The organism is Ornithinimicrobium sp. INDO-MA30-4 (assembly GCF_021535045.1).
GTDB lineage: Bacteria > Actinomycetota > Actinomycetes > Actinomycetales > Dermatophilaceae > Ornithinicoccus.
In genome coordinates this window covers 657,401-683,271 of the sequence record NZ_CP091056.1, presented here as the reverse complement: position 1 = coordinate 683,271, position 25,871 = coordinate 657,401, and the positions used below count along the sequence as shown (strand labels likewise).

Genomic DNA, 25,871 nt, shown 5'->3' with positions numbered 1-25,871 from the left:
CGTTCTACGATCGGGGACATGCCAACTTTGCCTGCCAGTGTGCGCGTTGCGCTCTGGGCAACCGCCGCGATTGCCAACTCAGCCGATCTCAAAGATGTCGCTGCACGCGCTCTGCCCGACATGGACCATGTCGATGGCCTGCAAACTACTCTCGAGGTATGGCGTGACTTAGGTGAGCGCGTTGTCCTGGTTGGCTTGCCTCGATCAGGTGACACAACCTCAATCCCCCAAGGCAGCACCGAGTTCGTCGATGCTGCGGTGCAAGCCGAAGAAGCCGTCTACGTGCCCGGCATTGGCGCGGCCTTGGTGCCCGAGATCGAGACTTTGGCCCCGACGGGGATCAAGGGTGGCAAGCACAATGGACGTCTTTAGCGTCACGCCTGTACCCCAACATCGGGTCCAGCAGGCGGACTTGCCGGACACCGAGTTGATGCTGCGACGCGATCTGGCGACGTTCACAAGCCAACTCAGTAGCTTGGCCGATCCAGCCTTTGGCAAAGAATTGGTGGAAGATCTGGCCAGGGATCGAATGGGTGACTCCTGGGGCTTGCCCGTGGATATCCCACGCCGGGCCGAGCGCGTCATTGAACTGGCTGGCTCGGTGTTGGCACTAGCTGATGCGGGCCGCGATCCACGCTTGCACGGCGTCGACGTGACCTCCACGCGGAGCCGGGAGATGTTGCTAAACCGGCTTGCTGACCGCAGCGCAGCGGCTCTTGTCGTTGCCACGAATGTCGCGGCAATGCGCTGGGTGGGTGGCGCCAGCACCACCCACCCAAGGGACGTTCAGAAGATCGGATCAGTTTTCGCGGGCCGCGATCACCGCCTTGTAAACCTCAACGGTGCGCTCAGCAATGGCATCCCATGAGAAGGACTCGATGGCGCGCTCCCGGCCGGCTTGCCCCATCCGCTCAGCACGCTCAGGGTCAGACAGCGCATCATTGAGTGCTGCGGCGAAATCTGCGACGTACTTATCCTCGTCAACGGTGTGCCGGTGCCGTCCTCGACCTGTTCGATCGGCACCAACCAGCCAGTCTCGCCGTGGACAACAACCTCGGGGATACCGCCGGTAGCCGTAGCGACCACTGCCGCGCCACACGCCATCGCTTCCAGGTTGACGATGCCAAGCGGCTCATAAATCGAGGGGCACATGAACACCGTGGCGGCGGACAGGATGGCTGCGACCTTGGGCCGGCCCAGCATCTCGCCAATCCAGATGACGGAGCCATCGCGCGAGTCGCGCAGATCGTCGACCAAGGCAATGACCTCGGCCTTGATCTCCGGGTGTCAGGTGCTCCCGCGAGCAACACGATCTGAGTGTCAGCGGGGATCTCGCGTAATGAGCGCAGCAGGTAGGGCAAACCCTTTTGCCGCGTGATGCGGCCCAAGAAAGCCACCATGGGCTTCTCTGGGTCGATCCCGTGCTCAGCGAGCACCGCCATCGCCTCGGGGCTCGTGTCGCGCTGCCAGCCTTCGGCGTCGATACCGTTGTGGACAACATGGACCTTGTCCGGGTCAATGTCGGGATAACTCTTCAAAACGTCCTTGCGCATACCGTCGGACACAGCGATTACCGCGTCAGCGTTGAGGTACGAAGTGCGCTCGACATAGCTTGATAGGCGGTAGCCGCCACCCAACTGCTCGGCCTTCCAGGGGCGCATCGGCTCCAGCGAGTGAGCCGAGATCACGTGCGGCACCCCAGCCACCAAGGAGGTCAAGTGACCGGCGAAGTTGGCATACCAGGTGTGGGAGTGAACCACATCTGGTGGGCTCGCCACGCTGTCCGCGGCAATCGTCAGGTCGACGCCCAAGGTGCGAAGGGCGGCGTTGGCCTCAGCCAGTTGCGGCAGCGGCGGGTAGCCCTTCGTGCCCTCCTCTTCGACCGGATCGTCGAAGGCACGCACTTGCACGTTGACGTCATCGATGGCCCGAAGGGCGCGGGTGAGTTCGTCTACATGCACCCCCGCTCCTCCATAGATGTTGGGCGGGTATTCGCGGGTGAGGATATCGATCAGCACGCCGTCACGCTATCGGCTCAAACGATGTGCGGCTACCCCTCGCAAAAGACTCTAGAAACCAGTAGGTTTGGCGCATGGTGAATAAGTCGCATAGGTCAAAGGTTCTAGCCATCGTGTTGGCCGGTGGTGAGGGGAAGCGGCTCATGCCGCTCACAGCGGATCGGGCCAAGCCTGCCGTTCCATTCGGCGGCATCTACCGCCTAATTGACTTCGCTCTCCAACATCGCCAACTCTGGCTACCTCAAGATGGTCGTCCTAACCCAGTACAAATCGCACAGCCTGGACACTCACGTCACGAAAACCTGGCGAATGTCCACTCTCCTCGGCAACTATGTTGCCCCTGTTCCAGCCCAGCAGCGGATGGGTAAGCACTGGTTCGCTGGCAGTGCAGATGCGATTTATCAGAGCTTGAACCTGATGCACGACGAGAAGCCCGATATCGTTGTTGTCGTCGGTGCCGACCACGTCTATCGCATGGACTTCTCCCAAATGGTCGACGAGCACATTAAGAACGGCGCCGGGGTCACGGTGGCAGCAATCCGCCAGGATATTGCCATGGCAGACCAATTCGGTGTCATCGACGTCGAGCCAGACAACCCCTCAAAGATTCGCGAGTTCCTGGAGAAGCCGACGAGCCCTCCCGGATTGCCTGACTCCCCCAACGAGATCCTTGCCTCGATGGGCAACTACGTCTTCGACGCTGACGTGCTCGAGCGTGCAGTCAAGGAAGATGCCGATCTTGAGGGTTCCAAGCACGACATGGGCGGTGACATCGTGCCGGCCTTCGTCGAGAAGGGTGAGGCCTACGTCTATGACTTCAAGGACAACGAGGTGCCTGGCGCCACTGAGCGCGACAAGGGCTACTGGCGTGACGTCGGGACCATGGATTCCTACTACGACGCGCACATGGACCTCGTCTCTGTCCACCCCGTCTTCAACCTCTACAACTTAGATTGGCCGATCCTCACTGACTACGGCTGCCCCCCGCCAGCCAAGTTTGTCCGTGGCTCGAACAACGAGGCAGGGACCGCCATCGGGTCCGCCATTTCCCCCGGTGTCGTGATTAGCGGGTCGCACGTGAGCAACTCAGTCCTCTCGCCCAACGTGCGAATCCACAGTCACAGCGAGATCCACGACTCCGTCATCTTGGACAACGTCGAAATCATGCGGCACTGCACCATTCGCAAAGCGATCATCGACAAGAACGTCTACGTGCCAGAAGGCACCGAGATCGGTGTCGATCACGACCTTGACCGTTCACGTGGATTCACGGTTACCGATTCTGGTCTGACCGTCGTCGGTAAGGGCATGGTCATCGACGGCTAAAGGAATCGAAGTTTTGGGTCCCTGCCGAACGGGGCCCAAAACTGTGAGGACCAAGCTAGAAAACCAGCAAATACCAAGAACAAAGCCCGGCCCTCACGAGCTGCGTGAGGGCCGGTGCAATCTCACCGGCCCGTCCGGCCGGCATACGTTTTAGAAACCGGTGGCGTGGAATCCGCCATCAACGTGCACAATCTCACCAGTGGTTGCCGGGAACCAGTCGGATAGCAGCGCCACGCTGGCCTGTGCTGCTGGTACTGGGTCCTGGACGTCCCAGCCTAGTGGTGCGTGCTCGCCCCACTTTGCGAACTGGCCGAACTCGGGGATCGAATTGGCCGCCGTGGTGGAGATTGGACCAGCAGCAACGAGGTTGCTGCGGATACCCATGGGGCCCACATCCCTAGCGAGATAGCGGTTGGTGGATTCGAACGCGGACTTGGCCACACCCATCCAGTCGTAGATTGGCCACGCGAAAGTTGCATCGAAGGTGAGGCCCACGATGCTGCCGCCACGGTCCATCAACGGCAGGGCAGCCTTGGCCAGCGCCTTGAGCGAGTAGGCCGAGATGTGCACGGCAGTCGACACGTCCTCCCACTCAGCGTCCATGAAATGGAACGCTCCCTGGGGCGCAAAACCGATCGAGTGCAGGACGCCGTCGACCTTGTCCGTGTGCTCTCGCAGGCGATCCGCCAGGGTGTCGAGATGCTCCTTGTTTGAGACGTCCAACTCAACGATTTCCACCGGTTCGGGCAGTCGCCGCGCAATCGCTGAAGTGATGCGGGTGGTGCGACCAAACGAAGTCAAGATGACCTTGGCACCCTGCTCTTGGGCAAGGCGAGCCACGTGAAAGGCAATGGAGGAGTCGGTCAAGACCCCTGTGATCAGCAACGTTTTGTTGTTCAACAGCATGAGTTCATATCCCCTTAGTGGATGGAGCAGCGCTTCTAGTGTCCCATTCCCAAACCGCCATCTACGGGAATGACAGCACCCGAGATGTAGCCTGCGGCCGGGCTGGCCAAGAAGGTCACCGCCGCGGCGACCTCTTCTGGTTGAGCAAATCGACCGGATGGAATCCCGGCTAGGTATGTTTTGCGAAGGTCATCGGACAGCGAAGCGGTCATCTCTGTCTCAATAAATCCCGGGGCGACAACGTTGGCGGTGATGCCACGGCCCCCGAGTTCGCGAGTGATGGAACGAGCAAGGCCAACCAGGCCGGACTTAGACGCGGAATAGTTGGTCTGACCCGGCGACCCATAGAGGCCGACCACTGATGAGACAAAGATGATGCGGCCGGACCGGGCACGCATCATTCCCTTAACCGCGCGACGGGCACAGCGGAATGCACCTGCCAGGTTTGTGTCGACGACTGCGTCAAAATCTTCATCGCTCATCCGCATCAACAAGGTGTCCTTGGTGATGCCAGCGTTAGCCACGACGACGTCGGTGGTGCGCCCCCAGATGGTCTCGGCTTCGTCGAAGGCGGCATTGACACTCGCGGAGTCGGTGACCTCGCACTTGACGCCGGTCAAGCCCTCTGGGGTTCGCCGCTGCGGTGCGTAATAATCACCTCGTCTCCTGCTGCCTGGAAGGCTCGCGCAATGGCGAGACCGATCCCCCGATTACCACCGGTGACGAGCACGGTGCGTGGAGCGGGGCTGTCTTGAGAAGGATGCGGCTGAGTCACGTGAATACCGTAGCCGTATCATGGGGTCATGCGCACTAATCGGCGACTCCAAGGTGTCACCACCGCGCCCGTGTCGCGGCGCGAAGACCGGAACAACCGCATGCGTACATACCTCTACGCCATGTCGTTCCGAGTGGCGGCTTTTCCGCTTTCCGTCTGGGCACTCATGAGTGGCCAACTCGTCATCGGCATCATCCTGGCCATGGCAGCGATCTTTATCCCCTCAGTCGCAGTGATGACGGCCAACAATGTCGACCACCGGCAGGCCAGCAATGGGCCAGTTTCGCCGACGCGCGCTCTGCCGGTCACGCCCTCGCAGAACCATTACGAAGAGCAGTGATTTCGTCCGAGTTGACACCGATCGACCTGCGGTGCAGCGCTAAAGGCTGCCGAGCCCTAGCTACTGATGCCGTCAGGTGGCGCAACCCGAAAATTCACACGGCGACTCGACGTAAAGTGTGGACAGCCTGCCCAGAGCATCGTGACCATCTGTCCAGTTTCGTCGATATTCGCGGCTTTTTGATTGACGTCATCCCCGTCGCAGAGCTCAGCGACTCTGACGGCTGATGCTTCGACAGTTTTTCACGCTTCGCCGCCTAGGCATGTTGCTCGTTGCCGCTGCATTCGCTTGGGCCACCTTCAGCCTGGGGCAATGGCAGTTCGGTCGGCATGAAGCCAAACTCGATGCTCGCACTGCGGTCGAAACCAACTACGGCGCTGACCCCGTCCAGCTAGGCACCGTCCTCACCTCCGAATCGCCGGAGCTCGCGGCACCCAGTGAATGGACGGCTGTCGAGATCGAGGGACGCTACCTCCCCCAGCATCAGCTCTACGTTCGCAATCGGCCTTTTAGAGGCACCTACGGCTACGAAGTGCTCGTTCCATTTCAAGACTCGGCGGGCGGTGGCACCATCTTGGTGGACCGTGGCTGGGTCGAAAACGCTGAAACTGCTTCCATCTTGCCGGACGTGCCACCTGCGCCTGAGGGAACGGTGACTATTCAAGGGTGGCTGCGCAACCCCGAGATTGACCTGGACCGCGATCTCCCAGCAGACCAGCTTGCCTCGATAAACACGGCTTCAGCCGCTGAAAAGACTGACTTGGACCTGTTGCCGGCCTACCTAGAGTTAGAGACCGAAACCACCCAAGACGGGCAGACCCCAGCCCGTCCTGAGGCTGCCGACAGACCCGATACCGGGTTAGGTTCACACTTGGCGTACGCGATCCAGTGGTGGCTCGTGGTGCCGTTGGGGTTCATCTTGATCGGCGTGTTGTTCCGTCGTGAAGTGCTGGACGCTCGAGAAGACAAGGGCGCAGTGCCTAGCAAACCCCGTAAGACGCGCATCTGGGACGAAGAGGACGAATAGCGTCCTGCCGACGCGCTTTAGTCCCGAGCAGCTGCCGGGGCGAATTGCGTCTCATACAGCATTTGGTACATGCCGCCGGCTTCTAGCAGTTCTTCGTGAGTCCCTTGCTGCAAGACCTTGCCCGCTGCCAACACTACGATCTTGTCGGCGTTGCGGATGGTGGAGAGGCGGTGCGCGATCACGATGGAGGTGCGCCCTTGGAGAGCCTCGTCGAGCGCCCGCTGCACAGCTGACTCGGACTCGCTGTCCAGTGGGCCGTCGCCTCATCCAGCACAATCACGCTCGGTGACTTCAAGAGCAACCGGGCAATAGCCAATCGCTGCTTTTCGCCACCGGAAAGTCGGTGCCCTCGATCTCCCACCACAGTGTCAAGCCCATCAGGCAGCCGCTGGATCAACTCCCAGATGCGGGCGCCGCGAAGCGCTTGCTCCATCTGTGACTCATCTGCGTGCGGCTCGGCATACAGCAAATTTGCTCGGATGGTGTCGTTAAACATGTGAGCGTCCTGACTCACCACGCCGACGGTGTCGCGCAGGCTATCGAAGGTCGCGTCGCGCAGATCCGTCCCCCCGATTCGCACAGTTCCCTCAGTCGGGTCGTAGAGCCGAGAAACGAGGTTGGTCAGCGTCGACTTGCCGGCGCCACTAGGCCCGACCACGGCAACCATCGAACCTGCTGGAACGGACACGCTGATGTCGCTGAGGACGGGCCTGTCGTCTGCAGTTTCGGCCTCTGGCCGCAAATCCAACGAGGACAAGGAAACTTGTTCAGAGTCGGGGTAGGCAAAGGTTGCGTGCTCGAACTCCACGTCAACTGGGCCATGGGGCAAGGCGACAGCGTCATCCTTCTCGGTGACCAGCGGCTTGAGGTCGAGCACTTCAAACACTCGTTCAAAGCTCACGAGTGCGGTCATCACGTCGACGCGCACATTAGATAGCGCCGTGAGCGGACCATACAGCCGTGCCAAGAGAGCAGCCATCACCACAAGGTCACCCGTTGAGAGGGTGCCTTCAACGGCCCCCACTCCCCCGAGGCCGTAGACGATGGCGGTAGCCAAAGCCGCGACGAGGCCCAGCCCGGCGGCAAAGACCACCCGGTTAACCGAGATGGCTACCCCGGCATCACGCACCTTCTCGGCGCGCGACTCATACTCGGCAATCTCCTGGCTGGGACGTCCAAAGAGTCGCACCAGCAAAGCCCCAGCGACATTGAATCGCTCCGTCATTCGACTAGCTAGCTCGGAGTTCATCTGCATCTGGGTGCGGGTGAGACCAGACAGCCGACGGCCCATGTATTTAGCCGGCACCAGAAAGAGTGGCAATAACAACACCGCCAGCACCGTGATTTGCCATGAGGTCGACAGCAACACGGCCAAGACAATGACGAGTTGGATGATGTTGCTCACCAGGCCAGACAGGATCGAGGTGAAGGCCTGCTGTGCTCCGATGACATCGGTGTTCAGTCGATTGACCAAGGCTCCGGTTTGCGCGCGGGTGAAGAAGGCAATGGGTTGGCGTAAGACGTGGCCGAACACTTCGCTGCGCAGGTTGAGGATGAGGCCCTCACCGATCCTCGATGAAAACCACCGTGTGACCACAGTGAGCAGTGACTCGAAGACGGCCAGTGCGGCCACGATCAAAGCCAGCGTGATGACAACGCTCTTGTTTTCCGCGTCAACGCCATCGTCAATGATGCGGCCCAACAAGATCGCGGGCGCGACCACGAGAGCCGAACCAATCACCGTCAGGATCAAGAAGATGATGATCTCTTTGCGGAAGGCGGCTCCATACCCCCAGACACGCTTGACCGTGTCGTCGCGCAACTCTCGCCGCAGGACAGACTGGTCTCGGCTAAATTGCCGAAAGGCGGGGCCCGATCCGGTTACTGACACTCATACACCTCACATTGTTGGATAGCACAAACTTCAACGACCAGGCGGCGAGGGCTATTCCGAGGTGGAGGCGTCGAACCGCAGGTCAGGCCAGCGAAATCAAGTCTTGGTAGTCGGCATTCCAGTGATCTTCAACGCCATCGGGCAGGAGCAGCACACGCTCTGGCTCCAGAGCAGCGACCGCGCCCTCGTCGTGGCTCACCAGAATGACGGCGCCCTCGTAGCGACGAAGTGCGTCCAAAACTTCGGCACGCGACGCCGGGTCCAAGTTGTTAGTCGGCTCATCGAGCAAGAGCACATTGGCTGCCGAGACCACGAGCATGGCCAGAGCCAATCGGGTCTTTTCACCACCAGAGAGCACCGATGCCGACTTGAGGACGTCGTCGCCAGAGAAGAGGAACGAGCCCAGCACCTTGCGAGTCTCGGTCTCGTCCAAATCGGGGGCAGCCGACTTCATGTTCGCCAAAACCGAGCGCTCAACATCAAGTGTTTCGTGCTCCTGGGCGTAGTAGCCGAGCTTGGCACCGTGACCAGGCAACACCTTGCCGGTGTCCGGGTCATCAATGCCCGCCAGAATGCGCAGCAAAGTCGTCTTGCCAGCACCGTTCAGACCAAGAATGACGACCTTGGAGCCACGGTCGATTGCGAGGTCGACATCGGTGAAGATCTCCAGGGATCCATAGGACCGCGACAGCCCTTCGGCCATCAGCGGTGTCTTGCCACTTGCGGCCGGAGTCGGAAACGCAGCTTGGCGACCTTGTCGCTGACTTGCTCGGTCTCTAAGCCATCGAGCAATCGCTGAGCCCGCCGTGCCATGTTTTGCGCAGCCACCGCCTTGGTCGCCTTAGCCCGCATTTTGTCGGCTTGCGCCATCAAGGTGTGAGCCTTCTTTTCAGCGTTGGCCCGCTCACGGTGTCGACGGCGCTCGTCGTTTTCCCGCTGCTGCAGGTATTGCTTCCAACCCATGTTGTAGATGTCGATGACGGAGCGGTTGGCGTCGAGATAGAAAACCCGGTTCACGACGGTCTCAATCAGAGCCACGTCGTGCGAGATGATCAACAACCCGCCGGGGTACGTCTTGAGATAGTCGCGCAACCAGAGCACCGAGTCGGCGTCCAGGTGGTTAGTGGGCTCGTCAAGGAGCAGGGTGTCTGCGCCAGAGAAGAGGATCCGGGCTAACTCGATGCGGCGGCGCTGACCACCAGAAAGTGTGTCGAGGGGCTGACCCAAGACGCGCTCAGGCAGGCTCAGGCTGTTGGCAATTGAGCCCGCTTCGGACTCTGCGGCATAGCCGCCACGGGAGGTGAAGTCGGCCTCGAGCCGCGCATACCGTCCCATTGCCTTTTCGCGCACAGCATCGTCTTCGCTCATCATCGCCGCTTCGGCCTTGCGCATGTTGGCCACGATGGTGTCGAGGCCACGCGCGGACAAGATGCGGTCGCGGCCCAGCACGCTCAGGTCACCAGTGCGCGGGTCTTGAGGCAGATAGCCAATCTCTCCACCGCGCGAAATGGTGCCGCCTGCTGGCTCGGTCTGACCCGATAGTGCCTTCGTCAGGGTGGTCTTACCGGCGCCATTGCGACCAACAAGCCCCACCCGGTCTCCGCTCGCGACGCGGAAGTTGACCTCATCCATCAGGAGTCGTGAACCTGCTCGTAACTCCAGGTTGGAGACGACGATCAAGGGAGCTCCTTCGGTGGTACTTCGTTTGCGGGTGGTCAACAGACCGGGGACGTCACGGCACAGTGACCAACACTCCATGCTACGGGAGAGTATGGTGAGGCTCGCCCAATCACCGCTGCCTGGAGGTTCCGATGACGTTCCGTGAGAACGCCAACCTGAAAAATAGCCAAGTCCGACGGGGCGGCTCAGGTGGCCGCAGGGCTGGCGGCGGGACCGTGGCAGCCGGTAGTGGCCTGCTCGGAGTGGTCGTTACTGTCATCTACATCTTGATGGGTGGAAATATTTCCGACCTGTCGGGTGGCGGTGGCACGACGGGGGCCAGCACCAACTACAACTCCGAGTACGTCAGTGCGGCAGATTCCGCTGGGGAGGACGACTTTGCCGAGTGCCGCACCGGGGCTGACGCGAATGCGAACGTCGACTGCCGGATGGTCGGCACCGTCATCAGCGTTCAGGACTACTGGGAGCGCGCCTTCAGCGACTACGAGCCTGCTGAGACCGTGATCTTCACCGGTGCTACCTCAACTGGCTGCGGTGATGCCACTAGCGCTGTTGGGCCGTTCTACTGCCCCATCGACTCGACCATCTACCTTGATACCGCGTTCTTTGAGCAACTGGAACAACTGGGCTCGGACGGCGGTTCGTTGTCGCAGATGTACGTCGTGGCTCACGAGTATGGGCACCACATTCAAAACTTGACCGGGGTGCTGTCCCGTTACGGTGGCGGCAGTCAAGGTGATGGCTCAAACGCGGTGCGCGTCGAGTTGCAGGCTGACTGCTTCGCTGGAGCATGGGTGGGCAATGCAGCCACTACGCAGGATATTGACGGCAACACCCTGTTGGAGCCCATCACCCAGCGCCAGGTCGAATCCGCGTTGAGTGCTGCCGAGGCTGTGGGCGATGACTCCATCCAGTCCCAAAGCGGCAGCCGGATCAACCCAGACCTGTGGACACACGGATCTGCGGCACAACGCGAACACTGGTTCACGGTTGGCTACGAGAGCGGCAACCCCAACACGTGCGACACCTTCTCCGTTTCTGCAGACCAACTGGATGGGTAGTCGCTGGGTCACTCAGCAGGTGAAATCGATCTCGACGGTGGACTCTTCACCATGAGGGTCTTCGCGGCCCAGTGACCTCACCTCAACGGTGCCGAAGGCGCTGGGTCCGTCGATGCTGATGTCTTCGGTCCCTGATTGTGCTGAATACAGCAGTTCGTCAGTCTCGCCGTCGCCATTGAAATCTCCTCGATACCGCCACCGAAGAATGCGTCGTCGTCATCAAGTCCGGCTCGGGAGAAGAAGATCTCCACGGTCCCATCTGCGGTGCTGCCATAGATGCCATAGCCAGTCTCAAGCGGGAAGCCGCTGGGATCCGTCGCGGACGTGTCGCACTGGGTGAGATTCACGATCTCGTACACGGTGCCGTCGCCCATGGTCACCGTGCCCGATCCAGAGCCTCTGGCCGCCTCTGACTCAGCTTCAGTTTCTTCAACTTCAGTTTCGTCAGCTTCATCGGGTTCAGCCACGTCTTCTTCCACCTGGCTTGAGTCGGTCTCAACCGCCTCGGGAGGCTCGACCGAGCCTTCACTGTCCGAGCCAACACATGATGTTGCACCCGCCATGGCCAACCCGAAAATCATTGCCGGCACGATTTTCCTGCGACAGCGCGAGGTAACTCGATCGTCTATCATTCTCAGGAATTTACCAGTTAATACGTGTGGGCGTCTGGATATTTAGCTAGGCAGGTCGGTTTCAGTGATATCGACACTCACTCGAAGTGACCGATCCACGACCTTCTTGAGCACTGCATGCCGCGGATCTGGTATGTCGTAAAACTGGCGTTGCGTGTCCGTCACCGGCTCAGGCAGGACCAATTCGTTCAGCACAGTGGCTACTAGGGCTTTGTCGCCTCCGACGACTACTCCCCCAGGTTGTGCTCGGACCACATCGCAGCCGCCCGATCCGCAACGGCGTTGACCAGCGCATCGGCTTGGTTGCCCCGTCTGCGGGCATACCGCTGCTGGGACCAACCGCCGGCAGCCGTTCGCGACTGCACGTATCGCGTTCCGGCGTAGTGCCGGACCAAGGCCGCATTCTCGACAACGCCTACCGTGTAGCCGCCTCTGCGGACCAATACCAGCCCAAACACAGACGGTGCCGCTGCCCAACCAGTGAGATCAGGCGGCGGCACCGCTGGTGGTTGGCTCGCGCCAACCGCTCAAGGCGGCTTGGCTGCCATCGTGGGCGCGCAGCAGGTAGTGCCCTGCCTCAACGCTCCACGTGGTGACTCCGTGGCGCTCTTCAAAACCAGCGCACCAGCGAACAATTCGCTGGGCAGGAATCTCCAGGCGCCGAGGGCTGGTCACCTCAGATGTTGAAGCCCAAGGCACGCAACTGCTCACGGCCCTCGGGGTGATCTTGTCTGGGCCCCACGGCGGCATCCACACCCAGTTGATGCGGTGGCTGGCAACGAGGCCTTCCAACGCCTGGGCTGTCTGGTCTTCGATGACATCCGTCAACGGGCAAGCAGCACTGGTGAGCGTCATGTCGACGACAGCGTGTGCGCTGGCGTCCACGGTGACTCCGTAGATCAGGCCAAGGTCAACGACGTTGATGCCCAACTCAGGGTCAACAACGTCGTGCAATGCCTCTTCGACGTCGGCAACATTCGGAACTGCAGTGATTTCACTCATGACTGCACCTTTCAAGGGGTCTTAGCGGAAGATTTTACGCTGGAGATGTCGACGCCCGCCCGAGCAAGCGCATCAAGGTAGGCACTCCAGCCCAGCAGGGCACACTTCACGCGCGCCGGATACTTGGAAACACCAGCAAGAGCGACGGCATCGCCTATCTCCTCGACGTCTCCCGGATCTTGGCCGCGGGAAGTCAACATCGCTTGCACGCCGCGATAGACGTCCAAACTCTCGGCCACGGATTCTCCAATGGCTTCTTGAGCCAACATGGAGGTGGCCGCCATCGAGATGCTGCAGCCCGTCGCGTCGTAGGAAAAGTCGGTCAGGGTGACATCGGCAGGAGCCAGCACCGACCCGTCTTCGGGGGATGCGGACAGATGTACGCGCACCGTGACTTCGTCTCCACACGTCGTGTTGACGTGGTAAGCCTCGCCAGCATGACCGTCGCGCAGTCCAGAGGCGACTGGCCGCTTTGAATGCTCCAGGATCAACTCGCCATACATGTCCATCAGCTGTTCACCCCAAAAATCTCAACGACGCGGTCCAGACTCTTCATCATCGCGTCAATCTCGGCAGTGGTCGTGTAGATGCCGAAACTGGCCCGAGTGCTCGAGGGCACTCCCAGCGCGCGGTGCAGCGGCCAAGCGCAATGGTGGCCGGTCCGCACAGCAATACCGTCGTCGTCCAAAATCTGGCCAACATCGTGCGGGTGCACACCCTCAACGACAAAAGCGACAGACCCGACTCGCTCGGCGGCGTCGCGCGGCCCGAGCACCTTCAGCCAGGGCCGAGTCGCCATTTGCTCAAGCGCGTATGCGGTCAGCGCCTCATCGTGAGCGTGCACACGATCCATACCCCAGCCCTGCAGGTACTTCACCGCGGCAGCGAGACCAACCGCCTGAGCAGCCACCGGCACTCCAGCCTCGAAACGCTGCGGTGGCGGGGCATACGTTGACCCCTCCATCTTAACGACCTCGATCATCGATCCGCCGGTCAAGAAGGGTGGCATTGCTGCGAGCAACTCTGTCCGACCCCACAGGACACCGATCCCCGAAGGACCAAGCACCTTGTGACCGGTGAAGATCACGAAGTCAATGCCAGAGTCCGCCGCCGTGAGGTCGGTGACATCGAGGTGTGGCACTGACTGGCAAGCGTCAACCACCACGATGGCGTTGTTCGCCTTGGCCGCCGCGACGTAGGGAGCCAGATCGTTGCGGGTGCCAACCACGTTCGAGACGTGGGTGATCGCCAAGATCTTGGTGCGGTCGCTGATCGCTGACTCAGGAGCGCCCAGGCGCCCATCCTCATCGATCGAGATCCACTTCAAGGTGGCTCCGGTGCGACGGGCCAACTCTTGCCACGGCACCAGGTTGGCGTGGTGCTCCATTTCGGTGACCACAATCTCGTCGCCAGGTCCCACAGACAAGCGGGCGGCTGCAGCCGGGTCCGCACCATCAACCGAACCGGGGAACGCCGCATTACTCACCGCGTACGCGATGAGGTTGATGGCTTCGGTGCCGTTCTTGGTGAAGACGATCTCGTCGCTGTTGCCGCCAAGGAAGGCAGCGATCGTCGCTCGTGCATCCTCGAAGGCCTCGGTCGCTTCCTCAGCCAGTTGGTGCGCTCCGCGGTGAACCGCAGCGTTGTGCTGGGTGTAGAACTCTCGCTCTGCCTCCAACACAACCGTCGGCTTTTGCGAGGTCGCGCCGCTATCGAGATAGACCAACGGCTTTTCGTCGCGCACCGTTCGGGCAAGGATGGGGAAGTCGGCTCGAATCTGAGCCGACTCCCCCACGCTGAATGCCAAAGACAAGATCAGACCTGTGCGCCCTGGTAGCGGTCGTAGCCTTCGTTTTCGAGGCGGTCAGCCAACTCGGGGCCACCAGACTCGGCAACGCGACCGTTGATGAACACGTGCACCTGGTCAGGCTTGATGTAGCGCAGGATCCGGGTGTAGTGCGTGATCAGCATGACGCCAACTTCGCTGTTTTCCTTGACGCGGTTAACTCCCTCGGAAACAACCTTCAGTGCGTCAACGTCCAGGCCAGAGTCGGTCTCATCGAGGATAGCCATCTTGGGCTTGAGCAGCTCCATCTGCAGGATCTCGTGGCGCTTCTTTTCGCCACCGGAGAAGCCTTCGTTGACGTTGCGCTCGGCGAAGACTGGGTCCATCCGCAACTGGCCCATGGCTTCCTTAACTTCCTTGATCCACGTGCGCAGCTTGGGTGCTTCGCCGTCGATGGCAGTCTTTGCCGTGCGCAGGAAGTTGGAGACCGTGACACCGGGGACCTCGACTGGGTACTGCATAGCCAAGAAGAGACCGGCCTGGGCACGCTCGTCGACGCCCATCGCCAACACGTCTTCACCGTCAAGGGTGACCGTGCCGGAGGTGATCGTGTACCAGGGTGTCCCGCGATCGAGTAGGCCAGGGTCGACTTGCCAGAGCCGTTGGGGCCCATGATGGCGTGCGTCTCGCCCGAGTTCAGCGTCAAGTCAACGCCGCGCAGGATTTCCTTGGCGCCAGCCTCGGTCTCAACCGAGACGTGCAAGTCTTTAATTTCCAATGTAGCCATAGTTACTTTTCTCCTTGCTTAAAAGAATCGGAGAGGGCGACGTAGACGTCATCTCCCTCAATCTGCACGGTGTGCACCGCGATGGGTTCGGTGGCTGGCAGGCTGGTCGGCTTGCCGGTTTTCATGTTGAAACCGGAGCCGTGCAGCCAGCACTCGATGACGTCGTCTTCAACATCGCCCTCAGAGAGGAGACCTTGGCGTGACTGCAGGTGTCGTCAAAGGCATGCACCGCACCGGAGCTATCCCGCGCAATGGCAACTCGACGACCATCGAAGTCGGCGCAGACCGCGCCGACGTTTGGCAGGTCCGCCAAGGAGCAAACCTTGGTGAACTCCGCCAAACGGTCGGTGCTGACGTCTTCGGTCACGCCTCGCCCTTCATGTCCAAAGCCAACTCCGCGTCGATTGCCTCCATCAGGGGACCAACAACCTCTGCGACGCCGATCTTGGCGATGATGTCGGCAAAGAAGCCACGAACGACCATGCGTCGCGCCTCGTCCTCGGAAACACCACGCGACATCAGGTAGAACAACTGCTCGTCATCGAAGCGACCGGTGGAGCTGGCGTGGCCGGCTCCGGCGATGTCGCCAGTCTCGATCTCGAGGTTGGGCACCGAGTCGGCCCGCGCGCCATCGGAGAGCACCAGGTTGCGGTTCAACTCATACGTGTCGATGCCTTCGGCCTCGGCACGGATCAGCACGTCGCCAACCCATACGGTGTGTGCGGTTTCGCCCTGAAGCGCACCCTTGTAGGTGACCAAGGACTTGCACTGCGGTGCGTTGTGGTCAACAAAGGAGCGGTGCTCCAGTGCTGACCAGCGTCGGCGAAGTAGACACCGAGCAAGGTGGCGTCGCCGCCGGGGCCTGCGTAGCGGACGTTGCTGTTCATCCGGACGATGGAACCGCCCAGCGAAACCGCGATGTGCTTGTATGTCGCGTCGCGGCCGACCACTGCGTCGTGCTGCGCCAGGTGGTTGGCGTCGTCGCTCCACCGCTGCAGCGTGACGACCGTCAGGTCGGCGCCGTCGCCCACCTTGATTTCCACGTTGCCCGAGAAGTCAGCGCTTCCGGTGTGGTCCAAGATGATGAGCGCCTTGCTGTGCGAGCCAGCCTCCAACACGATGTGGAGTTGACTCGGCGACCAGCACCGTTACCGGCGATGTCGACCCGCAGCGGCTCTGCATACTCAGCGTCGTTGGGGACCTTGATATAGGTCGCCTCGGGTGCATTCGCAGAGCCGACGACGGAGCCGCGATCGCCGGGGACCAAGACGGTCCCACGCGGGGCAACGCCAGCGGCCAGCGCAGCCTGCAACGCTTCTTCTGGCACGTTGGTGCTGAAGGTGACTGCATCTGCGTCGGTCGCCGTGTCGGAAAACAGGCCAGCCAAACGATCGACTGGGGTGAAGCGCCACTCCTCTTCACGACCTGTCGGGACGGCGAAGTCTTCAACCTCAAACGAGGTCAGACGCTCGGCGCGCGACTTGTCGGGAATGGTTGCGACCTGCGACTGCGGGTCGTTGTGCGGCTTGTCGGTGACAAGAGTCATCAGCCGACTGCTCCTTCCATTTGCAGTTCGATGAGCCGGTTCAGCTCAAGCGCGTATTCCATCGGCAGTTCGCGAGCAATGGGCTCAACGAAGCCGCGGACGATCATCGCCATCGCTTCGGTCTCGGACATTCCGCGAGACATCAGGTAGAACATCTGGTCCTCGGACACCTTCGAGACGGTTGCCTCGTGGCCCATCTGGACGTCGTCTTCACGAACGTCCACGTAGGGGTAGGTGTCAGAACGCGAGATCTGGTCGACCAACAGTGCGTCGCAGACCACGCTGGACTTGCTGTGGTGTGCCCCATCCAGGACCTGAACCAGGCCGCGGTAGGAGGTGCGACCGCCACCACGAGCCACCGACTTCGACACAATCGTCGATGAGGTGTGGGGGCTGCGTGCACCATCTTGGCGCCGGCGTCCTGGTGCTGGCCCTCGCCCGCGAAAGCAACGGAGAGGGTCTCGCCCTTGGAGTGCTCGCCCATCAGGAAGATGGCCGGGTACTTCATGGTGACCTTGGAGCCGATGTTGCCATCGATCCACTCCATGGTGGCGCCTTCTGCACAGGTCGCACGCTTGGTGACCAGGTTGTAGACGTTGTTCGACCAGTTCTGGATCGTCGTGTAGCGAACGCGAGCGTTCTTCTTCACGATGATCTCGACAACTGCTGAGTGCAGCGAGTCACTCTGGTAGATCGGGGCGGTGCAGCCTTCGACGTAGTGCACCGAAGAGCCCTCGTCAGCGATGATCAAGGTCCGCTCGAACTGGCCCATGTTTTCGGTGTTAATCCGGAAGTAGGCCTGCAGCGGGATGTCCACGTGGACGCCCGGGGGACGTAGATGAACGAGCCACCCGACCATACGGCCGTGTTCAGGGCGGAGAACTTGTTGTCACCGGTGGGGATCACCGAGGCGAAGTATTCGCGGAACAGGTCCTCGTGCTCACGAAGGGCGGTGTCGGTGTCAACGAAGATGACGCCCTTTTCCTCCAGGTCCTCACGGATCTGGTGGTAGACAACCTCAGACTCGTACTGTGCTGCGACGCCAGCAACGAGACGCTGCTTCTCGGCCTCGGGGATGCCCAGACGGTCGTAGGTGTTCTTGATGTCCTCGGGCAGGTCTTCCCAGCTGGTGGCCTGCTTCTCGGTGGACTTCACGAAGTACTTGATGTTATCGAAGTGGATCCCGGTGAGGTCACTGCCCCAGGTCGGCATCGGCTTCTTGCCAAAGAGCTTGAGCGCCTTCATCCGGGCGTTCAACATCCACTCTGGCTCGCTCTTGCGCGAGGAGATGTCAGCGACGACATCTTCGCTGAGGCCACGACGAGCCGTGGAACCGGCGCTGTCGCTATCTGCCCAGCCATACTCATACGTCCCGAGGTCCTTTAGACCTGGGTTGAGCTCTTCAATGTTGGTACTCATCGAGAGGGCCTTTCTTCTGGGGTGGGAACAGAACCCATGGGTCCCGTGGGGACAAACGTGGTGCACACGTGTTCGCCGCCGGCCAATGTGGCCAACCGCTGGACGTGCACACCCAGGACACGAGAGATCATTGAGGTCTCCGCGTCGCAAAATTCTTTGAACTCATTAGCAACACCACGCATCGGGCAGTGGCCTTGGCATAACTGCAAACCAGCTAAACCTGTTCCCTGCCCAACCGGTCGGGTGCTCGCCGCATAGCCCTGTTTGGAGAGGGCCTCGGCCAACGCTAACGTCCGGGTCTGGACGTCACCGCCGTGTTCACCGATTTCTTCCTCTAACGTCGACTCCAACGCCGCCATCTGATCATCAGCGAACGCAGCAACCGCTTCATGCCCTGAGTGTTCGGAGAGGAAACGAAGAGCCGCGATGGCGACTTCGTCATACGTGGTGGGAAGTTGCTCTTGGCCGCTAGCGGTCAGCACGTAGGCACGAGCGGGACGCCCGCGCCCCCGACGACCGGACTGAACAACCTCGCGTTCTTCAATCATTCCCTCTGCTGCTAGCGCGTCGAGGTGACGACGGACAGCAGCGGGTGTCAGATCAAATTCGGTGGCTAGCTCACGGGCCGTGACAGGTCCGCGCGTGCTGACGGCAGCCTGCACTAAGTCCCTGGTGCGGGACTCGGCGGTGCCATCAGCGAAAAACACTATGTCAGTGTCACCTATATCCACATTCAGTCCAACCAAGTATTGCCTCACTCTGTTCCCGCACCCTCGACCACACTGATTAGGTCTGCTCCCCTTATCGTTGGCGGGTGACTTCTGTGAACCCGACCGAGCGTGCACTTCATGCCGCTGTTGTGTTCGAGGGTGTCGACCAGAGGTTCGGCGCAGTCGAGGCACTACGTGACTTGTCCTGGAGCGCATCCCACGCCCAGATCACCTGCATTCTCGGCCCCAATGGCGCCGGCAAGTCAAGCGCTATCGACATCGCTGCTGGCCTGGCTAGGTCACATAGCGGTCGGGTTTCAGTTTTGGGAACGGACCCTTGGCAAGCAGATGCCAAACACCGCGCCAACGTGGGAGTCATGTTGCAGGACGGCGGGCTCCCTCATGCCGTCAAGCCGCTTGCCTTGTTGAAGCACCTGAGCAAGTTCTATGTCGAGCCATGGTCACTAACTGAGTTGGCCGCAGAGTTGGGCGTAGAGAGCTTTCGGGACACGCCCATTCGACGGCTTTCAGGTGGCCAACGCCAACGGGTCGCCTTGGCCGCAGCGCTGATCGGTCGGCCCTCGGTGGCTTTCCTTGATGAGCCGACCGCTGGCCTCGATCCGCATAGTCGCCGAGAAGTCCATGAGTTGATTCGAAGTTACGCAGATCAAGGACCGGCCGTGGTGCTGAGCACACTCTTTGAAGAAGCCGAGCGTCTAGCCGATCACATCGTGGTTGTGGCACGAGGCCACGTCGTGGCCCAGGGCTCGCTAGACGAAGTGCGCGCCGGGGCATCGCTCGAAGACCGTTTCTTCATGCTGACCGGTGATAAACGATGAGCGAAGCACGACCCGCCCGCACCAGGGTCTTAGCTCAGGCACGATTCGAAGCGCGGAACCTCTTGGCCAATGGAGAACAACTGCTCGTCTCGCTGTTGCTTCCGTTGTTGGCTCTTATCGGGCTGGCGTTGAGCGATCTTGTCCCCGTCAGCGTCGGCCCGTGGGAGCAAGTGAGCCGCATCAATGTCGTGGTGCCTGGTGTGCTCGCACTCGCAGTCGTGTCAACCGCCCTCACGGGTCAAGCAATCTTGCTTGGCTACGAGCGAAGGTATGGCGTGTTGCGCCTTTGGGCACCACTCCCCTGGGCCGTGGCGGGCTGATCATGGCCAAGGCTGGCGCTGTTCTCATGGTGGTGACACTGCAGGTCGTCGTCATTTCGGGCGCCGCGTTTGTCCTTGGCTGGCGCCCAGACCTTACTGGCGTGCCGCCTGCTCTGCTCTTCCTTGTGCTTGGTAGCGGTTGCTTCGTGGCGTTAGCCGTCGCTATCGGTGGAGCCCTGCGCGCCGAGGCTGTGCTGGCTCTGGCCAACCTTTTATGGGTGGTGTTGCTCGCCGGCGGCGGGATCCTCATTCCAACCGACGCGTTGCCTGCGTCGATTGCTGCCATCGTTGAATGGCTACCCTCAGCCCTGCTGGCAGATGGACTGCGATCTGCACTGACAACGGGCCAGGCCGGGATCCCGATGTCGCTGGCCTTGCTGGCTCTAACCCTGTGGACTCTTCTGCTGGCATTAGTCGCCCGCAGGTTGTTGCGCTGGTCTGACTGACTCGAGCACCATGCCCGGCACCCAGTGTGCTGTGCCCGCCACTTAAGATGATGGCGTGCGCGTACATCCCTGGCTCTCTCGAATCTTCGTTCTTAACCTCTGTCTTCAGGTGCTCATTGTGGTCACCGGCGGTCTGGTCCGGTTGACCGGAAGTGGCCTTGGCTGCCCTACCTGGCCCCAGTGCGAGCCGGGCAGCTATACCCCGTCGTTCGAAGCGGCCGACGGTATTCACCCCTATATCGAGTTTGGCAATCGGATGGTCGGCATCATCGTCGGCTTCGTCGCCCTTGTCATGGTGATTGCCGTCCTGCGCAAGGCTCGCAAGAGTCCCTTCGTTTCGCTCTCCGGGCTCGTGCTGGCCGGCACGATTTTTCAGGGTGTGCTGGGCGGAATCACCGTGCGCACTGGCCTCAACCCCGGCACCGTGATGGCGCACTTCCTCATCTCGATGAGCCTGATCGCGCTCAGCACACTTCTCGTCTGGAATGCGCGGAGCGGGCCTGCCCCAAACCCGCAAGTGCCTCACCGAGCACGCAAACTCATCCGCGGCTTCAGTTGGGGAACAGTTTCCGCCGTCGCACTGATCTTGGTGCTCGGCACGATCACCACCGGATCTGGCCCGCACTCTGGTGACGCGGACGAACCCGCCCGGTTTGGCCTAGACCCCGCCACGATGTCGCAGCTTCACGCGGACAGCGTGTTCTTATTCTTTGGCCTGCTCGCGGGCATCCTGCTCAGCGTGAGACTGGTGGGTGGCCTGCAGGGAGCCACGAGGCCATGGCTCGTTGTGCTTGCCATCGCTCTGTCTCAAGGCCTCGTCGGCTACGTGCAGTACTTCCTTGACTTGCCGATCGCGCTGGTATCGCTGCACATGCTCGGCGCAGCCGTCTTGACCCTGACGGTGACGTGGGCCCAGGCCAGCCTGCTGCGCGCTCTTCGCTAGCTGAGAATGCCCCAGTAGAGCAACGGGTCGACGGCCACGGCGAGGAACAACAGCGTCAAATAGCTAATCGAGTAGTGGAAGAGCCGCATAGCGCCCAGCGCCGATCCGACCTTGCCGGCCTTGGCCCGGCTCAGAAGCCGGTGTGCCTCAACGATGAAAATGCCACCGGAAACAACTGCGGCGATCGTGTAAATCCAACCCATCGGGGCCACCGGGATCAGCGCGAGCGAGACCAAGACCGTCACCCAGGAGTAAGCCACGATCTGACGGCCAACCACGACATCGCTCTTGAGCACGGGCAACATCGGCACGCCCGCGTTGGCGTAGTCATCTTTGAAACGCATCGACAACGGCCAGTAGTGCGGGGGCGTCCAGAAGAAGACCACTAAGAAGAGCACTCCCGCTGCCCAGTCCAATGATCCGGTCACGGCCGACCAACCGATAAGCACTGGCATACAGCCTGCGACGCCGCCCCAGACAATGTTCTGGGCCGTGCGTCGCTTCAGCAGAATAGTGTAAAAACCGACGTACAAGACGATGGCACCCAGCGCGAGCGCTGCACTCACGAGATTAACCAGCAACCCGAGCCAAACAACTGAAGCTACGCCGACGATCACACCAAAGTTGAGCGCGGCCTGCGGAGAGATGACGCCGGTCACCAGTGGCCTGTTTTCGGTTCGGTGCATCCGTGCATCGATGTCGCGGTCTAGGTAGCAGTTCAGCGTGTTTGCCGAAGCTGCGGCTAGCACCCCACCAATCAAGGTCGCAACCATCAGCCAAATGCCCGGGATGCCCCGCTCGGCCAGGAACATCACGGGGAAGGTGGTGACCAGCAGCAACTCGATAATTCGGGGCTTCGTCAGGGATAGTAATCACGCACCACCTGCCGCCAGGGACGGCGATCGGCGGTGTTGGCGCGGCCTTGCAGCGTAGTCACGGGTTCCTTATCGGCGTAAAGCGTTGGATAGCGGCGGCTTGGAGGCCACGTTTGTCGTTCCTAGCCTACAAGGCACGGCTACAACTGTGACTCAGGGCCGGGAAGGACTAGGATCGTCGCCATGGATGGCCTTTACGCGCCGCCAAGCACCCGGTTTGTCGTGCAAGTGCCATCCGCAAATATCCGTCACATAGCAAGGAGCACTCGTGACTCAGCCACAAGACACCACCTCGGCAGGACGCGATTCGTCACTGGCCGCCCCGGTGGCCAGCCAGGTGGGCTGGACCGACGTTGATGTGCGCGCCGTTGACACGGTTCGCGTCTTGGCTGCCGACGCCGTCCAAAAGGTCGGAAACGGCCACCCCGGAACCGCGATGAGCTTGGCGCCCGTCGCCTACACGCTTTTCCAGAACGTTATGCGCCACGACCCATCCGACCCGCACTGGCTGGGCCGGGATCGCTTTGTCTTGTCCTGTGGACACTCGTCGCTGACGCAGTACATCCAGCTCTATCAGTCCGGCTACGGCCTCGAGATGGATGACCTGAAGGCGCTGCGCACCTTCGAGTCGGCAACTCCTGGACACCCCGAGGTGAACCACACCACGGGTGTTGAAATCACCACCGGCCCCCTCGGCTCTGGTTTGGCTTCCGCCGTGGGTATGGCGATGGCCCAGCGCCGTCAGCGTGGCATGTTCGACGCTGATGCAGCTCCGGGCGAATCGCCCTTCGACCACCACATCTGGGTTGTCGCCTCTGATGGTGACCTGATGGAAGGCGTCTCGAGCGAAGCGAGCTCGCTGGCCGGCCACCAGGAATTGGACAACCTCACGGTTGTCTACGACCAAAACTTCATCTCCATCGAGAACGACACCAACATTTCGTTCAGCGAAGACGTCGCCAAGCGCTACGAGGCATACGGCTGGCACGTGGAGACGATCGACTGGCGCGAAGGTGGCGAATACGTCGAAGACGTTGACGCCCTTTATGCAGCCCTCGAGGCCAGCAAGACCCGCACGGGCAAACCGACCTTTATCCTGCTTCGCACCATCATCGCGTGGCCTGCTCCGACCAAGCGCGACACTGGCGCTTCGCACGGTTCTGCCTTGGGCGCCGAAGAGATCGAAAGCACCAAGAAGTTGCTTGGCTTCGACCCCGAGGTTCATTTCCCCGAAGAGGCCGATGTCCTGAAGCACACCCGCTCGGTGATTGAGCGCGGTCAGGCAGCCAACGCCGAATGGCAGAAGAGCTACGAGGCATGGCGCTCGGCCAACGCTGAGAAGGCCGCCTTGCTTGATCGCTTGCAGGCAGGCGAGCTGCCGGATGGCCTGGCTGAGGCATTGCCCGTCTTCGAAGCTTCCGAGAAGGGCATCGCAACTCGCGCCGCTTCCGGAGAGGTGCTTAATGCGCTGGCCCCGGTTATGCCGGAGTTGTGGGGCGGCTCGGCTGACCTGGCTGGATCCAACAACACCACGATGAAGGGCGAGCCAAGCTTCATTCCGGAGGGCAAGTCCACTGACTCGTTCTCGGGCAACCAGTACGGTCGCACGCTGCACTTCGGTATTCGCGAGCACGCCATGGGCATGATCCTGAACGGCATCGCGCTGGAACGCTTGACCCGCGCCTACGGCGGCACGTTCCTGGTCTTCTCTGACTACATGCGTCCGTCAGTCCGGCTGGCTTCCATCCAGAATCTCAACACCGTGTATGTCTGGACCCACGACAGCATTGGCGTTGGCGAAGACGGCCCGACCCACCAACCGATTGAGCACTTGGCGTCGCTGCGCGCCATTCCTGGTGTTAACGTCATCCGCCCCGGTGACGCCAATGAGACCGCCGCGGCCTGGCTGCAGGTCCTGAAGACCAAGGATCAGCCCAGCGCACTGGCTTTGTCCCGTCAGGCGATGCCGACCTTGGACCGCTCGGAGTACGCCTCCGCCGAAGGCACCGCCAAGGGCGCATATGTCCTTGCTGAGGCCGAAGGCGGCGACGCACAGGTCATCTTGATTGGTACCGGCTCGGAATTGTCGCTGGCTGTCGAGGCTCGCAAGACCTTGCAGGCCGACGGCATTCCCACGCGCGTCGTCTCGATGCCGTGCCGCGAGTGGTTTGCACAGCAGGACGCTGCCTATCAGGCTGAGGTCCTGCCCGCATCGGTCAAGGCCCGCGTTAGCGTTGAGGCTGGTGTCTCGATGGGCTGGCGCGACGTGGTTGGCGACGCTGGCCGCATCGTTGGCATTGACCACTACGGCGCATCCGCAGCCGCTGGCGTGCTTTACAAGGAATTTGGCATCACCGCCGAAGCTGTTGCCGAGGCTGCCCACGAATCTCTGAACGCCACCAAGAACTGAGGTTGACAATGACTGAGCAGAACAAGAATCTTGCTGCACTGTCGCAAGCCGGTGTCTCCATCTGGCTGGACGACTTGAACCGTCCGATGATCGCCTCTGGCGACCTGAAGGCGCTCACTGAGGCAAAGAGCGTCGTTGGTGTCACGACCAACCCGACGATCTTCCAGGGCGCCATCTCCGATGGCGAGGCCTACAACGAGCAGGTCGCCGAACTGGCCGCCGCTGGCAAGGACGTCGACGAGGTTGTCTTCGCCCTCACCACCGATGATGTGCGCAACGCATGTGACGTCTTGCTGCCCGTGTACGAGGCAACCGATGGCGTCGACGGACGCGTATCGATCGAAGTCGACCCGCGGATGGCGGCAGATACCGATGCCACCGTTGCGATGGCTGAGCGTCTGTGGAACACGGTCGACCGCCCCAACACGCTCATCAAGATTCCAGCAACCGTTGAAGGTTTGCCCGCAATTACCGCTGTCCTGGCGAAGGGCATCAGCGTCAACGTGACGCTGATCTTCTCGCTCGACCGCTACCGCGGCGTAATGAACGCGTTCCTCACCGGCTTGGAGCAGGCGCGCCAGAACGGCCACGACCTGTCCAAGATCCACTCGGTTGCTTCCTTCTTCGTCTCCCGCGTGGACTCCGAGGTCGACACCCGTTTGGATGCCGTCGGCTCCGACGAGGCAACCGCGCTGAAGAGCGCCTCCGGGTTGGCCAACGCACGTCTGGCCTACCAGGCATACGAAGAGGTCTTCTCCACCCCGCGTTGGCAGAACCTTGCTGACGACGGCGCACACGCGCAGCGTCCGCTGTGGGCTTCGACGGGTGTAAAGAACCCTGACCTGCCCGACACTCTCTACGTGACCGAGCTGGTTGCCGCCAACGTCGTCAACACCATGCCTGGCAAGACGATGGACGCCACGGCCGATCACGGCGAGATCAAGGGCGACACCATCACCAGCAACTACGAGCACGCTCAGTCTGTTCTGGACGGCATTGAGGCCGTCGGTGTTTCCTACACCGACGTCGTCGCGGTCTTGGAAAGCGAAGGCGTCTCGAAGTTTGAGGCTTCCTGGAGCGACCTGCTCGAAAGCGTTCAGGCTGAGATGGAAAAGTCGGGCAAGTAGCA

21 protein-coding genes and 10 pseudogenes are annotated in these 25,871 nt (G+C 61.1%); 12 read left to right on the top strand and 19 right to left on the bottom strand.

Features of this window, described 5'->3' with window-relative positions:
• Positions 1 to 27 precede the first annotated feature (27 nt).
• A complete protein-coding gene (locus tag L0A91_RS03905) occupies positions 28 to 372 on the top strand; it encodes a hypothetical protein (RefSeq protein WP_235245937.1) in 345 nt (114 codons plus the stop codon).
• A complete protein-coding gene (locus tag L0A91_RS03900) occupies positions 359 to 868 on the top strand; it encodes a hypothetical protein (RefSeq protein WP_235245936.1) in 510 nt (169 codons plus the stop codon). Before L0A91_RS03905 ends, L0A91_RS03900 begins: the two co-directional genes overlap by 14 nt.
• Here L0A91_RS03900 and glgA read toward each other — a convergent pair.
• A pseudogene (glgA, locus tag L0A91_RS03895) lies at positions 800 to 2,018 on the bottom strand (glycogen synthase). The gene L0A91_RS03900 and the pseudogene glgA overlap by 69 nt on opposite strands.
• Positions 2,019 to 2,092: 74 nt before the next feature.
• Between glgA and glgC the strand changes: the two are divergent.
• Positions 2,093 to 3,344 (top strand): annotated as a pseudogene (gene glgC / locus L0A91_RS03890) (glucose-1-phosphate adenylyltransferase).
• 150 nt (positions 3,345 to 3,494) lie between these two features.
• Here the strand turns inward: glgC and fabI are convergent.
• Both fabI and L0A91_RS03880 read right to left on the bottom strand, forming a co-directional pair.
• Complete coding sequence (gene fabI, locus L0A91_RS03885) at positions 3,495 to 4,250, bottom strand: enoyl-ACP reductase FabI (RefSeq protein WP_235245935.1); 756 nt, start codon at positions 4,248 to 4,250, stop codon at positions 3,495 to 3,497.
• A 35-nt stretch (positions 4,251 to 4,285) separates the two neighbouring features.
• Positions 4,286 to 5,025, bottom strand: a pseudogene (locus L0A91_RS03880) (beta-ketoacyl-ACP reductase).
• Positions 5,026 to 5,053: 28 nt separating this feature from the next.
• Between L0A91_RS03880 and L0A91_RS03875 the strand changes: the two are divergent.
• Together L0A91_RS03875 and L0A91_RS03865 are read left to right on the top strand one after the other, a co-directional pair.
• Positions 5,054 to 5,365, top strand: a complete 312-nt coding sequence (locus tag L0A91_RS03875; RefSeq protein WP_235245934.1) for a DUF3099 domain-containing protein — start codon at positions 5,054 to 5,056, stop codon at positions 5,363 to 5,365.
• Between the two features lie 226 nt (positions 5,366 to 5,591).
• The gene (locus L0A91_RS03865) at positions 5,592 to 6,392 is read left to right on the top strand and encodes an SURF1 family protein (protein ID WP_235245933.1); all 801 of its coding nucleotides are present in this window, start codon (positions 5,592 to 5,594) and stop codon (positions 6,390 to 6,392) included.
• Positions 6,393 to 6,409: 17 nt separating this feature from the next.
• On the opposite strand, the pseudogene L0A91_RS03860 reads toward L0A91_RS03865, so the two are convergent.
• Both L0A91_RS03860 and L0A91_RS03855 read right to left on the bottom strand, forming a co-directional pair.
• Positions 6,410 to 8,283: pseudogene (locus L0A91_RS03860) on the bottom strand (ABC transporter ATP-binding protein).
• A gap of 85 nt (positions 8,284 to 8,368) precedes the next feature.
• Positions 8,369 to 9,966 (bottom strand): annotated as a pseudogene (locus L0A91_RS03855) (ABC-F family ATP-binding cassette domain-containing protein).
• Between the two features lie 131 nt (positions 9,967 to 10,097).
• Here L0A91_RS03855 and L0A91_RS03850 point away from each other — a divergent pair.
• Complete coding sequence (locus tag L0A91_RS03850; RefSeq protein ID WP_235245932.1) at positions 10,098 to 11,027, top strand: neutral zinc metallopeptidase; 930 nt, start codon at positions 10,098 to 10,100, stop codon at positions 11,025 to 11,027.
• A 77-nt stretch (positions 11,028 to 11,104) separates the two neighbouring features.
• On the opposite strand, the gene L0A91_RS03845 is transcribed toward L0A91_RS03850, so the two are convergent.
• From L0A91_RS03845 to L0A91_RS03795, 13 genes and pseudogenes are all read right to left on the bottom strand, one after another.
• Positions 11,105 to 11,608, bottom strand: coding sequence for a hypothetical protein (locus L0A91_RS03845; RefSeq protein ID WP_235245930.1), 504 nt, complete (start codon positions 11,606 to 11,608; stop codon positions 11,105 to 11,107).
• Positions 11,609 to 11,701: 93 nt separating this feature from the next.
• Entirely contained in the window at positions 11,702 to 11,854 is a 153-nt protein-coding gene (locus L0A91_RS19540) for a hypothetical protein (protein ID WP_397333788.1), read from the bottom strand.
• A gap of 32 nt (positions 11,855 to 11,886) precedes the next feature.
• Positions 11,887 to 12,159, bottom strand: coding sequence for a Vms1/Ankzf1 family peptidyl-tRNA hydrolase (locus tag L0A91_RS19535; RefSeq protein ID WP_397333787.1), 273 nt, complete (start codon positions 12,157 to 12,159; stop codon positions 11,887 to 11,889).
• Positions 12,146 to 12,334 carry a hypothetical protein gene (locus tag L0A91_RS03835; protein WP_235245928.1) on the bottom strand — a complete coding sequence of 63 codons (189 nt, stop codon included), beginning with the start codon at positions 12,332 to 12,334 and terminating at the stop codon, positions 12,146 to 12,148. Before L0A91_RS03835 ends, L0A91_RS19535 begins: the two co-directional genes overlap by 14 nt.
• Before the next feature lies 1 nt (position 12,335).
• A pseudogene (locus L0A91_RS03830) lies at positions 12,336 to 12,661 on the bottom strand (metal-sulfur cluster assembly factor).
• A gap of 11 nt (positions 12,662 to 12,672) precedes the next feature.
• Complete coding sequence (sufU, locus tag L0A91_RS03825) at positions 12,673 to 13,170, bottom strand: Fe-S cluster assembly sulfur transfer protein SufU (protein ID WP_235245927.1); 498 nt, start codon at positions 13,168 to 13,170, stop codon at positions 12,673 to 12,675.
• Positions 13,170 to 14,477, bottom strand: a complete 1,308-nt coding sequence (locus tag L0A91_RS03820) for an aminotransferase class V-fold PLP-dependent enzyme (RefSeq protein WP_235246519.1) — start codon at positions 14,475 to 14,477, stop codon at positions 13,170 to 13,172. Before L0A91_RS03820 ends, sufU begins: the two co-directional genes overlap by 1 nt.
• Positions 14,477 to 15,234: pseudogene (sufC, locus tag L0A91_RS03815) on the bottom strand (Fe-S cluster assembly ATPase SufC). The gene L0A91_RS03820 and the pseudogene sufC overlap by 1 nt, the downstream one beginning before the upstream one ends.
• A 2-nt stretch (positions 15,235 to 15,236) precedes the next feature.
• Entirely contained in the window at positions 15,237 to 15,359 is a 123-nt protein-coding gene (locus L0A91_RS18245; RefSeq protein WP_311198184.1) for a hypothetical protein, read from the bottom strand.
• A gap of 12 nt (positions 15,360 to 15,371) precedes the next feature.
• Positions 15,372 to 15,601: pseudogene (locus L0A91_RS18240) on the bottom strand (Rieske 2Fe-2S domain-containing protein); the annotation flags it as partial.
• Positions 15,598 to 16,780 (bottom strand): annotated as a pseudogene (gene sufD / locus L0A91_RS03805) (Fe-S cluster assembly protein SufD). The pseudogenes L0A91_RS18240 and sufD, both read right to left, overlap by 4 nt.
• Positions 16,780 to 18,199: pseudogene (sufB, locus tag L0A91_RS03800) on the bottom strand (Fe-S cluster assembly protein SufB). Before sufB ends, sufD begins: the two co-directional pseudogenes overlap by 1 nt.
• A complete protein-coding gene (locus L0A91_RS03795; protein ID WP_397333786.1) occupies positions 18,196 to 18,906 on the bottom strand; it encodes a helix-turn-helix transcriptional regulator in 711 nt (236 codons plus the stop codon). Before L0A91_RS03795 ends, sufB begins: the two are co-directional and overlap by 4 nt.
• 107 nt (positions 18,907 to 19,013) lie before the next feature.
• Here L0A91_RS03795 and L0A91_RS03790 point away from each other — a divergent pair, with 107 nt between their 5' ends.
• Genes L0A91_RS03790 through L0A91_RS03775 form a run of 4 tightly spaced genes read left to right on the top strand, consistent with a single transcriptional unit; the run spans position 19,014 to position 21,457 of the window.
• Complete coding sequence (locus L0A91_RS03790) at positions 19,014 to 19,748, top strand: ABC transporter ATP-binding protein (protein ID WP_235245924.1); 735 nt, start codon at positions 19,014 to 19,016, stop codon at positions 19,746 to 19,748.
• Complete coding sequence (locus L0A91_RS03785) at positions 19,745 to 20,068, top strand: hypothetical protein (RefSeq protein WP_235245923.1); 324 nt, start codon at positions 19,745 to 19,747, stop codon at positions 20,066 to 20,068. Before L0A91_RS03790 ends, L0A91_RS03785 begins: the two co-directional genes overlap by 4 nt.
• Entirely contained in the window at positions 20,035 to 20,514 is a 480-nt protein-coding gene (locus tag L0A91_RS03780; protein WP_235245922.1) for an ABC transporter permease, read from the top strand. The genes L0A91_RS03785 and L0A91_RS03780 overlap by 34 nt, the downstream gene beginning before the upstream one ends.
• 55 nt (positions 20,515 to 20,569) lie before the next feature.
• Positions 20,570 to 21,457 carry a heme A synthase gene (locus L0A91_RS03775; RefSeq protein WP_235245921.1) on the top strand — a complete coding sequence of 296 codons (888 nt, stop codon included), beginning with the start codon at positions 20,570 to 20,572 and terminating at the stop codon, positions 21,455 to 21,457.
• Here L0A91_RS03775 and L0A91_RS03770 read toward each other — a convergent pair.
• Positions 21,454 to 22,320, bottom strand: coding sequence for a heme o synthase (locus L0A91_RS03770; protein WP_397333846.1), 867 nt, complete (start codon positions 22,318 to 22,320; stop codon positions 21,454 to 21,456). The genes L0A91_RS03775 and L0A91_RS03770 overlap by 4 nt on opposite strands.
• A 280-nt stretch (positions 22,321 to 22,600) precedes the next feature.
• On the opposite strand from L0A91_RS03770, the gene tkt reads away from it, so the two are divergent.
• The gene (gene tkt / locus L0A91_RS03765; protein WP_235245918.1) at positions 22,601 to 24,742 is read left to right on the top strand and encodes a transketolase; all 2,142 of its coding nucleotides are present in this window, start codon (positions 22,601 to 22,603) and stop codon (positions 24,740 to 24,742) included.
• 8 nt (positions 24,743 to 24,750) lie between these two features.
• Positions 24,751 to 25,869, top strand: coding sequence for a transaldolase (gene tal, locus L0A91_RS03760; protein WP_235245917.1), 1,119 nt, complete (start codon positions 24,751 to 24,753; stop codon positions 25,867 to 25,869).
• Positions 25,870 to 25,871: the final 2 nt, after the last annotated feature.